At 59.4% G+C, this 16,626-nt stretch carries 14 protein-coding genes and 5 tRNA genes; 13 read left to right on the plus strand and 6 right to left on the minus strand.

Annotated elements, in window-relative coordinates; all coding sequences use genetic code 11:
• Positions 1-26: 26 nt before the first annotated feature.
• A complete protein-coding gene (locus PSH69_RS10835; protein WP_305411987.1) occupies positions 27-371 on the minus strand; it encodes a BrnA antitoxin family protein in 345 nt (114 codons plus the stop codon).
• The gene (locus PSH69_RS10840) at positions 368-637 is read right to left on the minus strand and encodes a BrnT family toxin (RefSeq protein WP_305411989.1); all 270 of its coding nucleotides are present in this window, start codon (positions 635-637) and stop codon (positions 368-370) included. Before PSH69_RS10840 ends, PSH69_RS10835 begins: the two co-directional genes overlap by 4 nt.
• 254 nt (positions 638-891) lie before the next feature.
• Between PSH69_RS10840 and PSH69_RS10845 the strand changes: the two genes are divergently transcribed.
• Positions 892-2,409 carry a nucleobase:cation symporter-2 family protein gene (locus PSH69_RS10845; protein WP_305411990.1) on the plus strand — a complete coding sequence of 506 codons (1,518 nt, stop codon included), beginning with the start codon at positions 892-894 and terminating at the stop codon, positions 2,407-2,409.
• A gap of 103 nt (positions 2,410-2,512) precedes the next feature.
• Here the strand turns inward: PSH69_RS10845 and PSH69_RS10850 are convergent.
• Positions 2,513-2,588, minus strand: a tRNA-Asn gene (locus PSH69_RS10850).
• Positions 2,589-2,815: 227 nt separating this feature from the next.
• Here PSH69_RS10850 and PSH69_RS10855 point away from each other — a divergent pair.
• A complete protein-coding gene (locus PSH69_RS10855) occupies positions 2,816-3,046 on the plus strand; it encodes a hypothetical protein (protein ID WP_105346689.1) in 231 nt (76 codons plus the stop codon).
• Here PSH69_RS10855 and PSH69_RS10860 read toward each other — a convergent pair.
• Both PSH69_RS10860 and PSH69_RS10865 read right to left on the minus strand, forming a co-directional pair.
• Entirely contained in the window at positions 3,043-3,243 is a 201-nt protein-coding gene (locus PSH69_RS10860; protein WP_007935214.1) for a hypothetical protein, read from the minus strand. The two genes, PSH69_RS10855 and PSH69_RS10860, sit on opposite strands and share 4 nt — an antisense overlap.
• A 140-nt stretch (positions 3,244-3,383) precedes the next feature.
• Positions 3,384-4,580 carry an amino acid aminotransferase gene (locus PSH69_RS10865; protein ID WP_305411991.1) on the minus strand — a complete coding sequence of 399 codons (1,197 nt, stop codon included), beginning with the start codon at positions 4,578-4,580 and terminating at the stop codon, positions 3,384-3,386.
• Between the two features lie 336 nt (positions 4,581-4,916).
• On the opposite strand from PSH69_RS10865, the gene uvrB reads away from it, so the two are divergent.
• The 11 genes from uvrB (at position 4,917) to PSH69_RS10920 (ending at position 13,017) form a co-directional block, all read left to right on the plus strand.
• Positions 4,917-6,932 (plus strand): excinuclease ABC subunit UvrB, encoded by a 2,016-nt coding sequence (gene uvrB / locus PSH69_RS10870; protein WP_019582112.1) that lies wholly within the window; start codon positions 4,917-4,919, stop codon positions 6,930-6,932.
• A gap of 189 nt (positions 6,933-7,121) precedes the next feature.
• The gene (gltX, locus tag PSH69_RS10875; protein ID WP_018928106.1) at positions 7,122-8,603 is read left to right on the plus strand and encodes a glutamate--tRNA ligase; all 1,482 of its coding nucleotides are present in this window, start codon (positions 7,122-7,124) and stop codon (positions 8,601-8,603) included.
• A gap of 189 nt (positions 8,604-8,792) precedes the next feature.
• Positions 8,793-8,868 (plus strand) — tRNA-Ala (locus PSH69_RS10880).
• A gap of 79 nt (positions 8,869-8,947) precedes the next feature.
• A tRNA-Glu gene (locus PSH69_RS10885) sits at positions 8,948-9,023 on the plus strand.
• A gap of 53 nt (positions 9,024-9,076) precedes the next feature.
• Positions 9,077-9,152, plus strand: a tRNA-Ala gene (locus PSH69_RS10890).
• A gap of 80 nt (positions 9,153-9,232) precedes the next feature.
• Positions 9,233-9,308 (plus strand) — tRNA-Glu (locus tag PSH69_RS10895).
• Between the two features lie 182 nt (positions 9,309-9,490).
• A complete protein-coding gene (locus PSH69_RS10900; RefSeq protein WP_019582113.1) occupies positions 9,491-10,030 on the plus strand; it encodes a TetR/AcrR family transcriptional regulator in 540 nt (179 codons plus the stop codon).
• Positions 10,031-10,061: 31 nt separating this feature from the next.
• Positions 10,062-10,895 (plus strand): alpha/beta fold hydrolase, encoded by an 834-nt coding sequence (locus PSH69_RS10905; RefSeq protein ID WP_305411992.1) that lies wholly within the window; start codon positions 10,062-10,064, stop codon positions 10,893-10,895.
• Positions 10,896-10,943: 48 nt separating this feature from the next.
• Complete coding sequence (locus tag PSH69_RS10910; protein WP_305411993.1) at positions 10,944-11,381, plus strand: thioesterase family protein; 438 nt, start codon at positions 10,944-10,946, stop codon at positions 11,379-11,381.
• A gap of 97 nt (positions 11,382-11,478) precedes the next feature.
• Positions 11,479-12,438: a tRNA-dihydrouridine synthase gene (locus tag PSH69_RS10915; protein WP_064616984.1), complete on the plus strand. Its 960-nt coding sequence runs from the start codon at positions 11,479-11,481 to the stop codon at positions 12,436-12,438.
• Positions 12,439-12,570: 132 nt separating this feature from the next.
• Positions 12,571-13,017, plus strand: a complete 447-nt coding sequence (locus tag PSH69_RS10920) for an Hsp20 family protein (protein WP_019582116.1) — start codon at positions 12,571-12,573, stop codon at positions 13,015-13,017.
• 254 nt (positions 13,018-13,271) lie between these two features.
• On the opposite strand, the gene PSH69_RS10925 is transcribed toward PSH69_RS10920, so the two are convergent.
• Positions 13,272-16,550 (minus strand): EAL domain-containing protein, encoded by a 3,279-nt coding sequence (locus PSH69_RS10925; protein ID WP_305411994.1) that lies wholly within the window; start codon positions 16,548-16,550, stop codon positions 13,272-13,274.
• Positions 16,551-16,626 lie beyond the last annotated feature (76 nt).

The raw sequence follows: 16,626 nt of genomic DNA on the forward strand, positions 1-16,626 counted from the left end.
ATTTGGCCGACTCAAGCGGTTTGTGCCTAGGAACGAACTTCAAGCTCCATCACGCGATGGATTTCGCTGAGGGCCTCCGACAATTTTTTCTCCAGGCTTTTCAGCTCCGAGGCGGTTATGCCTTTTTTGAAATGCCCGACGTTTGCTCCAGTGGTGCTCTGATCGGGCTTCGCCACTTTGTCTTTATCGCTGAGCAACACCTGGCGCAAAGTATTGTTGATCACAGTCTGGTAGCCATATCCCTCGTTTTCTGCCAGAGCGCGTGCAGCCTCTATGACGACATCGTCGAGCATGATGGTGATTCGGGTCTTGCCTTTGCTTGTGGCAATTGCTCCACGCTTGGCGTTGCTGAAGTCGTATTCGTCTCTCATCGTTCAAGCCTCCAAATAGTGGCGACGCGTGCGGAAATGATTCGCACGAAATTCGGGTCGCGATAGGTGTACGCAACGACCGGCAAGCGACCTTTGGCATCCAGCCCCATGATGATCCACCGCTGCTCATCATGATGGTCGTCCTGAAAAGTCAGGGCTCGTTCGTCATAAAACACCGGTTCTGTCTCTGCGAGGCTGATGCCTTGATGTTTTAGTTTGTTGGCCGCGTTCTTTGCCCTGTGATACTGAATTTCGAATGACTTCATTATGCATACTTTATATGTATAAGCGAGGAGGCGTCCGTGTCGGCGGTCGCTTGGAAAGCAAAAGATTAGCGGTGAGGAGGGATAGGGGCGCAGGGATGTATTTCAAGACGTTTGGGGCTGGAGGCGCTATGGCCAAAGGGTGGCGTGGACAAGTGTCCATAATCTGACTGGCTGGTTGTATACAACTCTATGGACATTTGTCCTGAGTATTGAATACAGTGTGCGCATAACAAAAACCAGGGAATCCCCCAACCATGAAAACGCCCCATGTTTCACACCAACGGCCCGAGGACGAAAACCTTGGGATCGGCGCGAATATGGCTTATGGCCTGCAACACGTTCTGACCATGTACGGCGGTATCGTCGCGGTGCCTTTGATCATCGGTCAGGCGGCCGGGCTCTCGCCGGCGGACATCGGTTTGTTGATTGCTGCTTCATTGTTTGCAGGGGGGCTGGCGACATTGCTGCAAACCCTGGGTTTGCCGTTTTTCGGCTGTCAGTTGCCGCTGGTGCAGGGCGTGTCGTTCTCCGGCGTTGCGACCATGGTCGCGATTGTCAGCAGTGGCGGGGAGGGCGGCTTTCAGTCAATTCTCGGGGCGGTGATTGCCGCGTCGTTGATCGGTTTGCTGATCACGCCGGTGTTCTCAAGGATTACCAAGTTCTTTCCACCGCTGGTGACCGGCATTGTGATCACCACTATCGGCTTGACGCTGATGCCGGTGGCCGCGCGCTGGGCCATGGGTGGCAACAGCCATGCGCCGGATTTCGGCAGCATGGCGAACATCGGTCTGGCGGCGGTGACGCTGGTGCTGGTGTTGCTATTGAGCAAGATCGGCAGCGCGACCATTTCCCGTTTGTCGATCCTCCTGGCGATGGTTATCGGCACGGTCATCGCTGTGTTCCTCGGCATGGCGGATTTCTCGTCCGTTACCCAAGGGCCGATGTTCGGCTTTCCGGCGCCGTTCCATTTCGGCATGCCGACCTTCCACTTCGCCGCGATTCTGTCGATGTGCATCGTGATCATGGTGACCCTGGTGGAAACCTCGGCCGACATCCTTGCCGTTGGTGAAATCATCGGCACCAAGGTCGACTCCAAACGCCTGGGCAATGGCCTGCGCGCCGATATGCTGTCGAGCATGATCGCGCCAATCTTCGGCTCCTTCACTCAAAGCGCCTTCGCCCAGAACGTCGGACTGGTGGCGGTGACCGGGATCAAGAGCCGCTTCGTGGTGGCCACGGGTGGTGTGTTTCTGGTGGTGCTCGGATTGCTGCCATTCATGGGCCGGGTCATCGCCGCCGTGCCGACCTCGGTGCTCGGCGGCGCCGGCATCGTGTTGTTCGGTACCGTCGCCGCCAGCGGCATTCGGACACTGTCCAAGGTCGACTACCGCAACAACGTCAACCTGATCATCGTCGCCACTTCCATCGGTTTCGGCATGATCCCCATCGCCGCCCCGAACTTCTACGACCACTTTCCCAGCTGGTTCTCGACGATCTTCCACTCGGGCATCAGCTCCTCGGCGATCATGGCCATCGTGCTGAACCTGACCTTCAACCACCTCACGGCCGGCAACTCGGACCAGCAATCGGTGTTTGCCGCCGGTACCGAGCGGGTCTTGCGTTATCAAGACCTGGCGGCGCTGCGGGAAGGGGATTACTTCAGCGAAGGTAAACTGCGCGACTGCGACGGGAATGAGATTCCGGTGGTGGAGATGGACCATGGGCACGCCGATTTACGGGCGGTGCATGCGAAAAGCAGTGAGCATGTCTAAAGATAGATAGTCAAAAGATTGCGGTCTGCGATCTTTTGACTTTATGGCAAGCACAAAAAAGCCCCTGAACCTTTCGATTCAGGGGCTTTTCGATTTTGCTGTCTGGCTCCACGACCTGGACTCGAACCAGGGACCCAGTGATTAACAGTCACTTGCTCTACCAACTGAGCTATCGCGGAATGGCGTGTATGTTACTGATTCAAAAAGAGAAGTCAAGCCTCTGTTGGCAATTTGATGTTTTCATCGGATCAGAGGGAGGTTTATCGGCCATCGGCGGTTACCAGAAGCGCGGGAGAGGTCTACCATGGCTGCCCGGAAGTGGTGACACGCGCTGCCGGCCCTCAGCCGAAAAGGTACGCGCCATGAATCACCTAGCCTTCACACCCCGAAACAGTGGGGTGTTCCCATGAGCATCGCTCAGATCAGCCTGCCCAAAGGTGTCGGCCCGCACGCCGAGAAACTGTTCGACGCCATTACTCAGGCCAGCACCGCTGACGATCTGAACCGCGCAGGCGGCAAGGCCGAAGGGTTTGTCCTGGGCCTGGAAAGCACCAAGGCGATCAAAAGCCAGGTGGCCGAGTCGCTTTATGTCGCCTATGACGACGCGGCCAGCCAGCGTGCGAGCGAATTGGCCTAACCGCCAAAAGTGATGGTGCCGAGCATCAGCTTGGCATACAGCATCGTGGCGGCCAGTTGCACCAGCCACAAGGCCAGGCCGCCAAGGAACACGCCCGCGGCCACTTGCAGCACCAGGTTATTACCGCGTTTGGCCGAGGAGCGGGGCACGAAGTGGTCCAGCTCGTCGCGGTCGGCGCGTAGGTCGTCGTTTTTCATGTGGGGTTCTCGCAAGAATTCTCGGGTGTACATAAAGCCTGTGGGAGTTTAAAGGGCGCAGCGGCTGCTTTGAGATTTATCTGAGGCCAATAAAAAACGGGAAGCCATTTTGGCTTCCCGTTTTCATGTCACGCGACGACTCAGATCACCTGAACGATGGCCTTGGTCACGGCGTCGATGTTGCTCTGGTTCAGCGCGGCAACGCAGATGCGGCCGGTGTCCAGGGCGTAGATGCCGAACTCGTTGCGCAGACGGGTCACTTGCTCAACCGTCAGGCCGGAGTAGGAGAACATGCCGCGCTGGCGACCGACGAAGCTGAAATCGCGCTGTGGAGCGTTTTTCGCCAGCAGGTCGACCATCTGGGTGCGCATGCCGCGAATCCGCAGACGCATTTCTGCCAGTTCTTCTTCCCACTGGGCACGCAATACCGGGCTGTTCAGCACAGCGGCGACGATGCTTGCACCGTGGGTCGGCGGGTTGGAGTAGTTGGTGCGGATCACGCGTTTGACTTGCGACAGCACGCGCGCGCTTTCTTCTTTCGATTCGCTGACGATCGACAGGGCGCCAACGCGCTCGCCGTACAGCGAGAAGGATTTGGAGAACGAGCTGGAAACGAAGAAGGTCAGGTCCGATTCGGCGAACAGGCGCACAGCGGCAGCGTCTTCATCGATACCGTCGCCAAAGCCCTGGTAGGCCATGTCGAGGAATGGAACGTGACCTTTGGCTTTCACCACGTCCAGCACGTTTTTCCAGTCCGCCGGGCTCAAGTCGACGCCAGTCGGGTTGTGGCAGCAAGCGTGCAGCACAACGATGGAGCCGGACGGCAGGGCGTTCAGGTCTTCCAGCAGGCCGGCGCGGTTAACGTCGTGGGTGGCGGCGTCATAGTAGCGATAGTTCTGCACTGGGAAACCGGCGGTTTCGAACAGTGCGCGGTGGTTTTCCCAGCTCGGGTCGCTGATCGCCACGACGGCGTTCGGCAGCAGTTGCTTGAGGAAATCGGCACCGATTTTCAGCGCGCCAGTACCGCCGACGGCCTGGGTGGTGATGACCCGGCCAGCAGCGATCAGTGGCGAATCATTGCCGAACAGCAGTTTCTGCACGGCCTGGTCGTAGGCGGCGATGCCGTCGATCGGCAAGTAACCACGGGAAACGTGTTGAGCGGCGCGTATCGTCTCGGCTTCGACAACGGCGCGCAGGAGAGGAATTCGCCCTTGCTCGTCGCAGTAAACACCGACCCCCAGGTTGACCTTGGTGGTACGGGTATCGGCATTGAATGCTTCGTTGAGGCCCAGGATTGGATCGCGTGGTGCCATTTCGACAGCGGAGAACAGGCTCATTATTGCGGCGGCTCTGAATGGAGTGTGGAGGGACGTGTCGCGCTCCAGCCGAATGCACTAGAGCGGTGCACAAACGGGGAGCTAGTATAGAGGCCATCAGCGATTGATGGCGACAGGCGATTCGGCTTTTACGGTAAGTTTTTCCAATTATTTTTCGATCGTTGGTCGAGTGGCGTCGTCAAAGGTTTTACCCGATGTAGGACGTTTGCCTTGAAAGGGATGGCAATCGGCTCCACATTGAGCACAATCCAGTTTTTTCCTCGGGCGACATCGGTCGTTTGCGGTCTTTCTCGTTCCTGTCCGGCTTAACCGGGCAAGAGTGAACCAGAGGTATGTATGTCTGAATTCCAGCTAGTCACCCGCTTCGAGCCCGCCGGCGATCAGCCGGAAGCCATCCGTCTGATGGTCGAGGGCATCGAGGCCGGGCTGGCGCACCAGACGCTGCTCGGTGTGACCGGTTCGGGCAAGACCTTCAGCATCGCCAACGTGATCGCCCAAGTGCAGCGCCCGACGCTGGTGCTGGCGCCGAACAAGACCCTGGCTGCGCAGTTGTACGGCGAGTTCAAGGCGTTCTTCCCGAACAACGCCGTTGAATACTTCGTCTCCTATTACGACTACTACCAGCCCGAAGCTTATGTGCCGTCGTCCGACACCTTCATCGAGAAGGACGCCTCGATCAACGACCACATCGAGCAGATGCGCCTGTCCGCGACCAAAGCGCTGCTGGAACGCAAAGACGCAATCATCGTCACCACGGTGTCGTGCATCTACGGTCTGGGCAGCCCGGAAACCTATTTGAAGATGGTGTTGCACGTGGATCGCGGCGACAAGCTCGACCAGCGTGCGCTGTTGCGTCGCCTGGCCGACCTGCAATACACCCGCAACGACGTGGACTTCGCCCGGGCGACTTTCCGGGTGCGCGGCGATGTGATTGATATCCACCCGGCGGAATCCGATTTTGAGGCGATCCGCATCGAGCTGTTCGATGACGAGGTGGAGAGTCTGTCTGCTTTTGATCCGTTGACGGGCGAAGTCATCCGCAAGCTGCCGCGCTTCACCTTCTATCCGAAGAGCCACTACGTGACGCCTCGGGAAACCCTGCTCGACGCTGTCGAGGGGATCAAGGTCGAGTTGCAGGAGCGCCTGGAATACCTGCGTTCCAACAACAAACTGGTGGAAGCCCAACGCTTGGAGCAACGCACTCGTTTCGACCTGGAGATGATTCTGGAGCTGGGTTACTGCAACGGCATCGAAAACTACTCGCGCTACCTGTCGGGCCGTGCATCCGGCGAGGCGCCGCCCACCTTGTTTGACTACCTGCCAGCCGACGCCTTGCTGGTGATCGACGAATCCCACGTCAGCGTGCCGCAGGTCGGTGCCATGTATAAGGGCGACCGGTCCCGTAAGGAAACTCTGGTGGAATATGGCTTCCGCCTGCCATCGGCGCTGGATAACCGGCCAATGCGTTTCGACGAGTTCGAAGGCATTAGCCCGCAGACAATATTTGTCTCGGCCACGCCGGGCAATTACGAGGCTGAGCACGCAGGGCGCGTGGTCGAGCAAGTGGTGCGCCCGACTGGCCTTGTGGACCCGCAGATCGAAATCCGTCCGGCGCTGACTCAGGTCGACGACTTGCTCTCGGAAATCACTAAGCGCGTAGCCCTGGAAGAGCGGGTGCTGGTGACCACGCTGACCAAGCGCATGTCCGAGGATTTGACCGATTACCTGGCCGATCACGGCGTGCGCGTGCGTTATCTGCACTCGGACATCGACACTGTGGAGCGGGTCGAGATCATCCGTGACTTGCGCCTCGGCACCTTCGATGTGCTGGTGGGGATCAACCTGCTGCGTGAAGGCCTGGACATGCCGGAAGTCTCGCTGGTGGCGATTCTTGATGCGGACAAGGAGGGCTTCCTGCGCTCCGAGCGCTCGCTGATCCAGACCATTGGCCGGGCGGCACGCAACCTCAATGGCCGGGCGATTCTGTATGCGGATCGGATTACTGGCTCGATGGAGCGGGCAATCGGCGAAACCGAGCGTCGTCGCGACAAGCAGATCGCCTTCAACCTGGCCAACGGCATTACGCCCAAAGGGGTGTTCAAGGACGTTGCCGACATTATGGAAGGCGCGACTGTGCCGGGTTCGCGCAGCAAGAAGCGCAAAGGCATGGCCAAGGCTGCCGAGGAAAGCGCCAAATACGAAGCCGAATTGCGCTCGCCGAGCGAGATCACCAAGCGCATTCGTCAGCTGGAAGAGAAGATGTACCAGCTCGCCCGCGACCTGGAATTCGAAGCCGCGGCGCAGCTGCGCGACGAAATCGGCAAGCTGCGGGAGCGGTTGATCGCGGTTTGACGCTCCCTCTGTAGAAGCTGCCGAAGGCTGCGACCTTTTGATCTTGTTTTTACAGGCAAAGTCAAAAGATCGCAGCCTTGGCAGCTCCCGCAGCGCTTAAATCCCGCACTCACTGGAGCCGGGCGGCTATCGCCTGTTACCATTCGCCCCTTGTTTGATCTTCGCTTTTCATTCTTTTTGAGACATGCCATGACCACCGTCCGCACTCGCATCGCGCCATCGCCTACCGGGGACCCCCATGTAGGTACCGCTTACATCGCTTTGTTCAACTACTGCTTTGCCAAGCAGCATGGCGGTGAGTTCATCCTGCGGATCGAAGACACCGACCAACTGCGTTCGACCCGCGAGTCCGAACAGCAGATTTTCGACGCCCTGCGCTGGTTGGGTATCGACTGGAGCGAAGGCCCGGACGTCGGCGGCCCGCACGGTCCTTACCGTCAGAGTGAGCGCGGCGATATCTACCAGAAGTACTGCCAGCAGCTGGTCGACATGGGCCATGCCTTCCCGTGCTTCTGCACCGCCGAAGAACTGGACCAGATGCGCGCCGAGCAAATGGCCCGCGGTGAGACCCCGCGTTACGATGGCCGTGCGCTGTTGCTGTCCAAGGAAGAAGTCGCGCGCCGCCTGGCTGCCGGCGAACCCCACGTGATCCGCATGAAAGTGCCGACCGAAGGCGTGTGCGTGGTGCCGGACATGCTGCGTGGCGATGTCGAGATCCCGTGGGATCGCATGGACATGCAAGTGCTGATGAAGACCGACGGCCTGCCGACGTACTTCCTGGCCAACGTGGTCGACGACCACCTGATGGGCATCACCCACGTGCTGCGCGGTGAAGAATGGCTGCCTTCGGCACCGAAACTGATCCTGCTGTACGAGTACTTCGGCTGGGAACAGCCGCAGCTGTGCTACATGCCGCTGTTGCGTAACCCGGACAAGAGCAAACTGTCCAAGCGCAAGAACCCGACCTCGGTGACGTTCTACGAGCGCATGGGCTTCATGCCGGAAGCGATGCTCAACTACCTGGGCCGCATGGGCTGGTCGATGCCGGACGAGCGCGAGAAGTTCTCCCTGCAGGAAATGGTCGACAACTTCGACTTGAGCCGCGTCTCGCTTGGCGGGCCGATTTTCGACATCGAGAAACTGTCGTGGCTCAACGGTCAGTGGCTGCGTGACCTGCCGGTGGAAGAGTTCGCCGCTCGCGTGCAGAAGTGGGCGCTGAACCCTGAATACATGATGAAAATCGCACCACACGTGCAGGGCCGGGTTGAAACCTTCAGTCAGGTCGCACCGCTGGCCGGCTTCTTCTTCGCGGGTGGGGTGAATCCGGACGCTAAACTGTTCGAATCCAAGAAGCTCTCGGGCGATCAGGTTCGTCAGTTGATGCAATTGATCCTGTGGAAGCTGGAAAGCCTGCGTCAGTGGGAGAAGGACAGCATCACCGCAACGATTCAGGCGGTGGTCGAATCCCTGGAGCTGAAGCTGCGTGACGCCATGCCGCTGATGTTTGCCGCGATCACCGGGCAGGCCAGTTCGGTATCGGTACTCGATGCGATGGAAATCCTCGGTCCGGACCTGACCCGTTTCCGTCTGCGCCAGGCCATTGACCTGCTGGGCGGCGTGTCGAAGAAAGAAAACAAAGAGTGGGAAAAGCTTCTGGGCGCGATTGCCTGACGGCGTTTGACTCTGTAGGAACTGCCGGAGGCCGCGATCTTTTGATCCTGATCTTCGGCGCTTCCCCCGAATTTACGGGGGGAGGGCGGTAAGTGATTGTTATGTCGGCAAAAAATTTTAAATTTTTTGAAAAATAAGTTTGACAGCTTTCCGATGCGCCATTAAGATTCGCCCCGTCCTCAGCGATGAGGGGCTATAGCTCAGCTGGGAGAGCGCTTGCATGGCATGCAAGAGGTCGACGGTTCGATCCCGTCTAGCTCCACCAATTTACACTTCAAGGTCTGGCCACACCGGCCTTGAAGCGATCAACACTCAGCGTTGATCAGTTGTATAGAAGGGTTTGCGTCCCCTTCGTCTAGTGGCCTAGGACACCGCCCTTTCACGGCGGTAACAGGGGTTCGAGTCCCCTAGGGGACGCCAGTTTTACAGAAGCGATGTTGCAAGATGTCGCTCCGCCGCGAGGCGAAAAATCCGGGGCTATAGCTCAGCTGGGAGAGCGCTTGCATGGCATGCAAGAGGTCGACGGTTCGATCCCGTCTAGCTCCACCAATTTTACAGTTCAAGGTCTGGCCACACCGGCCTTGAATCGATCAGCTCTCAGCACTGATCAGTTGTATAGAAGGGTTTGTGTCCCCTTCGTCTAGTGGCCTAGGACACCGCCCTTTCACGGCGGTAACAGGGGTTCGAGTCCCCTAGGGGACGCCACGATTACCCGCTTTGCGGGATTTTTAAGGGTCATTCAATTATTGAATGGCCCTTTTGTTTGTCTGGCGTTTGGCCAAATCTCCTTTTTCCCCAACACTGTTCTTCAGACCAGCGGTCACATCCACGACTTGCGAAAAATTATTATGAGAATAATATTCTAGTCGTAATATTCGGAGGCAACGATGAACGATAAAAAAGCTCAAACCCGCGAACGCATCCTCAAGGCTGCCAGTGCAGCGCTGATCCAGCGCGGTCCGGCCGAGCCGAGCGTGGGTGAAGTGATGGGCGCGGCCGGGCTGACGGTCGGCGGTTTCTACGCGCACTTCGAGAGCAAGGACGCGTTGATGCTGGAAGCGTTCAAGCAGCTGCTCAGCCATCGTCGTGACTTGATCGCCGACATGGATGCCGAGTTGACCGGCGAAGAGCGTCGCGCGTTGGTCGCAGCGTTCTACCTGTCGCGCAAACACCGTGATTCCACCGAGCAGGCATGCCCGGTTCCAGCGTCGATCAGTGAACTGGGCCGTCTGCCGGACGAATTTCGTGTGGCGTTGAATGAACATATTGAATTGATGGTCGCGCAGTTGGCAGCCAGCCCGGAAGACATCGACAAGGTCTTGGCCGACATCGCCTTGATGGTGGGTGGTTTGGCGCTGGCGCGGGCGCTGGGGCCGGGAGAGTTGTCCGATCGATTGCTGCGCGCCGCCAAATCGGCGGTGCTGTGACCTAAAGGCATCCAGCCTGAGGAGATGAGCGATGAACACGTTGAGCTGGGTTCGTGGCGTTAATGGCACCTTGGGCTGGTTCGCACCGAAGCTGGTGGCGAGCAAGATGCGTCTGGCATTCATGACCCCGCGGGAGTTGCCGCCGCGTGATTGGGAATTGCCGCTGCTGGCGAAATCCGAGCGGATCACCTTGCGCTTCGGCCTCTCGGCGCTGCGTTGGGGGCAAGGCCCGGCGGTGCTGTTGATGCACGGCTGGGAAGGCCGGCCAACGCAGTTTGCCGCGCTGATCACGGCGCTGGTCGATGCCGGTTACACCGTGGTCGCCCTGGACGGCCCGGCTCACGGTCGCTCGCCTGGACGCGAAGCCAATGTGGTGCTGTTCGCCCGGGCGATGCTTGAAGCAGCTGCTGAACTACCGCCGCTGCAAGCGGTAATCGGTCACTCGATGGGCGGCGCCAGCGCCATGCTCGCGGTGCAGTTGGGCTTGCGCACCGAAACCCTGGTCTCGATCGCCGCCCCGGCGCGAATCCTTGGGGTGCTGCACGGTTTTGCGCGCTATGTACGCCTGCCGCCCAAAGCCCGTTCGGCGTTCATTCGTCAGGTCGAAAAAGACGTCGGCATGCGCGCCGCTGCGCTGGATGTCGCGCACTACCAGCTCGACATGCCTGGCCTGATTGTCCATGCCGAGGACGACAGCTTTGTCTCGGTCAAGGAGTCCCAATTGATTCACGAAGCCTGGTTCGACAGTCGCTTGTTGCGCCTGGAAGAGGGCGGTCATCAGCGGGTCCTGGCCGATCCGCGGGTGATCGATGGCGTGCTCTCGCTGCTGGCCGGTCGCAGCCTGCAATCGCGCCAATCGGCCTGAGCTTCCGTTACACTGCCCCGGTCGAAATAATCTGACCGGGAGTGGGGCATGGGCTGGGATCGGGCAACGCCGTTTATCATTGATCTGGAAGTGGGCGCCGAAGACATCGACGGGTTGGGCCACGCGAACAACGCGGTGTACGTGACCTGGCTCGAGCGCTGTGCCTGGCGTCACTCGCAGCGGCTGGGTCTGGACCTGGTCGAGTATCGGCGGCTGGACCGGGCGATGGCGGTGGTGCGGCACGAGATCGATTACCTGGCGGCGGCGTACGAGGGCGATGAGCTGCAGCTGGCGACCTGGATCGTCGATTGGGATCAGCGCCTGAGAATGACCCGACACTTCCAGCTGATCCGCCCCAGTGACAACTCAACGTTGCTGCGGGCGCAGACCACGTTCGTGTGCATCGAACTGTCGACCGGCAAGCCCAAGCGCATGCCGGCGGAATTCATCGAGGGCTACGGCCCGGCGTTGCAAGTTCCAAGCTGACACAGTCCGCACATTTGCCAGCGCCCGGTCTGACGAAATACCTTCTGCACGCCGAAACCAGTAAACTGCCGCACGTTTTTCGTCGAGTGTGTTTTTCATGCAAATTGCTTTGGCGCCCATGGAGGGGTTGGTCGACAACATCCTGCGGGACGTGCTGACCCGTGTGGGCGGTATCGATTGGTGTGTAACCGAGTTCATTCGGATCAACGATCAGCTGCTCACGCCTGCCTACTACCACAAGTTCGGCCCGGAACTGCTGACCGGCGCCCGTACCGCCTCCGGCGTGCCGCTGCGGGTGCAACTGCTTGGCTCCGATCCGGTTTGTCTGGCGGAAAACGCTGCACTGGCCTGCGAATTGGGTTCCGAAGTCATCGACCTGAACTTCGGCTGCCCGGCCAAGACCGTCAATAAGTCGCGCGGTGGCGCCGTTCTGCTCAAAGAGCCTGAGCTGCTCAATGAAATCGTCGAACATGTCCGCCGCGCGGTGCCAGCGCATATTCCAGTAACCGCCAAAATGCGCCTGGGCTTCGACAGTCCCGATGGCTCGCTGGTTTGCGCCACGGCCCTGGCCGAAGGTGGCGCGGCGCACATCGTGGTTCACGCGCGGACCAAAACGGATGGCTACAAGCCGCCAGCCCATTGGGAATGGATCCCGCGGGTGCAAGACGTGGTCAAGGTGCCAGTGTTCGCCAACGGTGACATCTGGAGCGTCGAGGACTGGCGCCGTTGCCGCGAGATCAGCGGCGTCGAAGACATCATGCTCGGTCGTGGCTTGGTATCGCGTCCGGACCTGGCAAGGCAGATCGCTGCGGCGCGCGCCGGTGAGGAGGTCGTCGAGATGACCTGGGCCGAGCTGCTGCCGCTGATTCAGGATTTCTGGCTGCAAGCCAAGGCCCAGATGACACCACGCCAATCGCCGGGTCGCCTGAAGCAGTGGCTGGCAATGCTGACCCGTAATTATCCCGAAGCGGTAGAGTTGTTCGGCGTCCTGCGTCGTGAAACCGAGCTGGATCAGGTCTCGCGTTTACTGGGGTTGCAGGTGTCTGAAGCCGCCTGAATCTGCTTGAAAAAAAATCTGAAAATAATCTCTTGAAAAGTAATCAGCGGTCCTTATCTAAGGATTACGCGATGCCGAATTCGGGTCGCGGAGACAAAAAAACTTGCTGATTATGTTCAGGAGATTTGAATCATGAGTACTGCATTTTCCTTGGCCCCACTGTTCCGTTCCTCGGTAGGTTTCGACCGTTTCAACGACCTGTTCGAAACCGCCCTGCGCAATGAGCCAGGCAGCACCTATCCACCCTACAACGTTGAAAAATACGGTGATGATCAATACCGCATTGTTGTAGCGGCCGCCGGTTTCCAGGAAGACGACCTGGACCTGCAAGTAGAAAAAGGTGTACTGACCATCAGTGGCGGCAAACGTGACGCGGACGAAAACGTCACTTACCTGTACCAGGGCATCGCACAGCGCGCCTTCAAACTGTCGTTCCGTCTGGCGGACCACATCGAAATCAAGGCCGCCGAACTGCGCAACGGTTTGTTGAGTATCGACCTGCTGCGTGTGATCCCGGAAGAAGCGAAAGCCAAACGCATCCCGATCAACGGGGCGGAAAAACCGGCTCTGCAACACTAATCGGTCAGAGCAAATGAGAAGGGCGCCATCCACTGGCGCCCTTTTTTGTCCGTTATCCCGTCCTGAATAAGATTTACACCTATTTGTAGCAGCTGCCGAGCCCGCGAGGCTGCGTTCGGCTGCGTAGCAGTCGCAAAACCTGCCACCGCGTTCTTTCAGGTAAATGGTATTGACTGGATTACGACTGCTTCGCAGCCGAACGCAGCCTCGCAGGCTCGACAGCTGCTACAGTCGAATGCGGAGCTGCTACGGGTCTATTTGAGCAGTTTCTGAAACTCCTCCACCAGCAACGGCCTGCTGTGCAAATACCCCTGATACAAATGGCAGCCCAGCCCTTGCAAGAACTCCAGTTGCTCCTCGGTTTCCACCCCTTCGGCAATCACTTCCAGCTCCAGGCTGCGGGCCATGGCGACGATGGCGCGAATGATTTCGGCATCGTTGGGGTCGGTGGTGGCGTCGCGGATGAACGACTGGTCGATTTTCAGGGTGTCGACCGGCAGGCGCTTGAGGTAGGTCAGCGAGGAGTAACCGGTACCGAAATCGTCCATGGCAAAGCTCACGCCGAGTTTTTTCAGGCGTCGCATTTTGCTGATGGTGTCGTCCAGGTTCTGGATGACGATGCCTTCGGTGATTTCCAGTTTCAGTAACGAGCAGGGCAGGTCGTGGCTGCCGAGGCTGTGCTCGATGCGTTCGACGAAGTCGTTCTGACGGAATTGCCGCGGGCTGATATTCACGCACAGGCTGAAATTGAGCGGGTCGATCAGGCCTTTGGCGATCAGGCTTTTGAAGGCCGCACAGGCTTCGTCGAGGATCCATGTGCCGACTTCCAGAATCAGTCCGCTGTCTTCCAGCACCTTGATGAACTCGGTCGGCGATTGCGCGCCCAGTTGCGGATGGTGCCAGCGCACCAGGGCTTCGGCGCCGGTAATGCGGTTGTTGCGGGCGTCCACCTGAGGCTGGTATTGCACGCTGAATTCACCCCGGGAAAGGGCCAGGCGCAGGTCGGTCTCCATGCGCAGGCGTTCGCTGGCGGCCTTCTGCATGGTGTTGTGATACATCTGCGTGGTGTTGCGGCCCGAGTCCTTGGCGCGATAGAGGGCGATATCGGCGCGCTTGAGCAGGTCGGTCGGGGTCGAGCCGTGGTCGGGGATCAGCGCGATGCCGATGCTCGGCGTCACTTGCAGGCGCTGTCCATCGAGGAACATCGGTTCGGACAGCAATTCGCGCAAGGTATCCGCCAGTTCCCGGACTTGAGCGCTGACGTCGCTGCGCGAGCCTTCCAGGCCACTGAGCAGCACCACGAACTCATCGCCGCCCAGGCGTGCGACGGTGTCTTCCATGCGTACGCTGGCTTCAAGGCGCGCGGTGATGATTTTCAGCACCGTATCGCCCACCGGGTGGCCGAGGGAGTCGTTGATGTGCTTGAAGTGGTCGAGGTCGAGGAACATCAGGGCGCCACGCAAGTTGTGGCGCTTGAGCAGGGCGATCTGCTGGCCCAGGCGGTCCATCAACAGCGCGCGGTTCGGCAGGTTGGTCAGCGGGTCGTGGTAGGCCAGGTGACGGATCTGCGCTTCGGCATTTTTCAGCAGGCTGACGTCCCGGGCGGTCAGCAGCAGGCAGGCGGTTTCGTTGAGGGTGATCGGTTCCACCGAGACTTCGACGGTCAGCAACTCGCCGCGCTTGTTGCGCCCGAGCATTTCCAGGTGGTGAACCCGGCCCTTGATCTGTAGTTCGGCCAGCAACGCCGAGCGTTGTTTCTCTTCGGCCCAGATGCCGACCTGATACACCGTGCGACCCACCACTTCATCGGCACGGTAGCCGGTCAGGCGGCAGAAGCCGTCGTTCACCTCCAGATAGCGTCCGGTGTCGCGCTCGGTAATGGTGATGGCGTCGGGGCTTGAGTGGAAAGCCTTGGCGAACTTCTCCTCGCTGGCCTTGAGCGCTGCTTCCGAGCGTTGCTGCTGAGTGATGTCGCGCAGGGTGGTGACGATGCACGGCTGGTCGCCGACGCTGATCTGGCGGCTGGAGATCACGCAAGTCAGGGACTGCCCATCCTTGTGCTGAACGATGATCGCCACATTGTTCAGGCCCTGCTCGCGGATGACCCGCTCGATCCTTTGCAGGCTTTTCGCTGAAGCGTCCCACAGACCGATTTCGTCGGCGGTGCGGCCGATGACGTCGGTGGTGCTCCAGCCGAACGTCTGGGTGAAGCTGGAGTTGATCTCGATGAAGTGGCCGGTGTCCTGGCGCGTGACGCAGATCGGGTCCGGGCTGACCTGGAACAACGTGGCGAATTTCTCTTCCGACGCTATCAGTTGCTGTTCGCGCTCCACTTGCTCGGTGATGTCCAGCAGCGTGCCGGCCATGCGCAGGGGATTGCCGTCATCATCGCGGTAGAGTCTGGCGCGGCTTTCCAGGTAGCGCGAACTGCCGTCCGGCAGCTGCACGCGGTAGGTCAGTTGATAATTGCCGGCCGGGCCTTCGCGTAAGCTGCGGTAAGCGTCGCGCATGGTGTCGCGTTCTTCGCCGGGTACACCTTCGAAAAACGCATCGAAGGATTCATGGAAGGGTTTGGGCTCCAGCCCGTGCAGCTGGGCGGCCCGCGCCGAACCGTAAAGCATGCCGCTGGGGATGTGCCAGTCCCAGGTGCCGAGTTGCGCCGAATCCAGGGCCAAGTCGAGGCGTTCCTGGCTGTCTTTGAGGGCGTGCTCGGCGATTTTGCGTTCGGTGGTGTCAAGGAATGTGCTCAGCAGATAGGGCTGGCCTTCGAGCTCGACCTTTTGCGCGCTGAGAATGCCGTCGTGAACCTGCCCGTTGCTGGCGCGAAATTGCACCTCCATGTTGATCAGCTCACCTTTGGCCTTGGTGGCCTTGACCAGTTCCGCCCGTTGCTCCGGGTTGACCCAAAGGCCCAGTTCCAGCGTGGTTCGGCCGATTGCGTCTTGCACCGGCCAGCCGAACAGGCTTTCGAAATACTGGTTGGCTTCACTGATCAGGCCGTCTTCCTGACGGGTCAGCAGCACCATGTTCGGGCATAGGTGAAACAGCGTGGCAAAGCGTTTTTCCGAGCTGCTCAGCGCTTGTTCACGCTGGCGCTGGTGGGTGATTTCACGGATGACCCCGATCATTCGTGGCCGGCCGTTTTTGTCCGGTAGCAGGCTGCCGTTGATTTCCAGCCAGTGCAGGCTGCCGTCGGGCCAGCGGATGCGGTGGTGCATGGCCTGCTCCAGCGGAGCGCCGGCGATCACTGCATTGAAGGCGCGGATGGCTTTCGCCCGATCCTCCTGGGGCAGCAGGTCGAGGTATTCCAGATCCTCGGGCAACGGTTGCCGGGGATCGAAGCCGAACAACGCCTGAGTGCCCCGTGACCAGCTGATCTGCCCGCGCTCGATGTCCCAATACCAGGCGCCCAGTCGGGCACCATTGAGGGCCGCGAGCAACTGTGGGGCGCTTTCCCAGCTCTGCTCGGACCGTTTTGGGTCAATTGCCTGAATTCGCGGCATTGGCGGCATACGTTCAACAGATTTGGGCATGGATGACAGGCCTTGGGCTGAATTGGGCGTTAGGCACAGGGTTTTGGGGCTCTATAGGCGTAGCACAAAAGAAGAA

The sequence above is a fragment of the Pseudomonas sp. FP1740 genome (genome assembly GCF_030687165.1).
In the GTDB taxonomy this organism is placed as follows: domain Bacteria; phylum Pseudomonadota; class Gammaproteobacteria; order Pseudomonadales; family Pseudomonadaceae; genus Aquipseudomonas.

Excerpts from the sequence above, each read along its gene's own strand:
- PSH69_RS10915 (WP_064616984.1), top strand. The coding sequence starts at position 11,479 with ATGCAAATTGCTTTGGCGCCCATGGAGGGGTTGGTCGACAACATCCTG.
- PSH69_RS10855 (WP_105346689.1), top strand. The coding sequence starts at position 2,816 with ATGAGCATCGCTCAGATCAGCCTGCCCAAAGGTGTCGGCCCGCACGCC.
- PSH69_RS10925 (WP_305411994.1), bottom strand. The coding sequence starts at position 16,550 with ATGCCCAAATCTGTTGAACGTATGCCGCCAATGCCGCGAATTCAGGCA.
- PSH69_RS10835 (WP_305411987.1), bottom strand. The coding sequence starts at position 371 with ATGAGAGACGAATACGACTTCAGCAACGCCAAGCGTGGAGCAATTGCC.
- uvrB (WP_019582112.1), top strand. The coding sequence starts at position 4,917 with ATGTCTGAATTCCAGCTAGTCACCCGCTTCGAGCCCGCCGGCGATCAG.
- PSH69_RS10865 (WP_305411991.1), bottom strand. The coding sequence starts at position 4,580 with ATGAGCCTGTTCTCCGCTGTCGAAATGGCACCACGCGATCCAATCCTG.
- PSH69_RS10905 (WP_305411992.1), top strand. The coding sequence starts at position 10,062 with ATGAACACGTTGAGCTGGGTTCGTGGCGTTAATGGCACCTTGGGCTGG.
- PSH69_RS10860 (WP_007935214.1), bottom strand. The coding sequence starts at position 3,243 with ATGAAAAACGACGACCTACGCGCCGACCGCGACGAGCTGGACCACTTC.
- PSH69_RS10845 (WP_305411990.1), top strand. The coding sequence starts at position 892 with ATGAAAACGCCCCATGTTTCACACCAACGGCCCGAGGACGAAAACCTT.
- PSH69_RS10840 (WP_305411989.1), bottom strand. The coding sequence starts at position 637 with ATGAAGTCATTCGAAATTCAGTATCACAGGGCAAAGAACGCGGCCAAC.
- PSH69_RS10910 (WP_305411993.1), top strand. The coding sequence starts at position 10,944 with ATGGGCTGGGATCGGGCAACGCCGTTTATCATTGATCTGGAAGTGGGC.
- gltX (WP_018928106.1), top strand. The coding sequence starts at position 7,122 with ATGACCACCGTCCGCACTCGCATCGCGCCATCGCCTACCGGGGACCCC.
- PSH69_RS10900 (WP_019582113.1), top strand. The coding sequence starts at position 9,491 with ATGAACGATAAAAAAGCTCAAACCCGCGAACGCATCCTCAAGGCTGCC.
- PSH69_RS10920 (WP_019582116.1), top strand. The coding sequence starts at position 12,571 with ATGAGTACTGCATTTTCCTTGGCCCCACTGTTCCGTTCCTCGGTAGGT.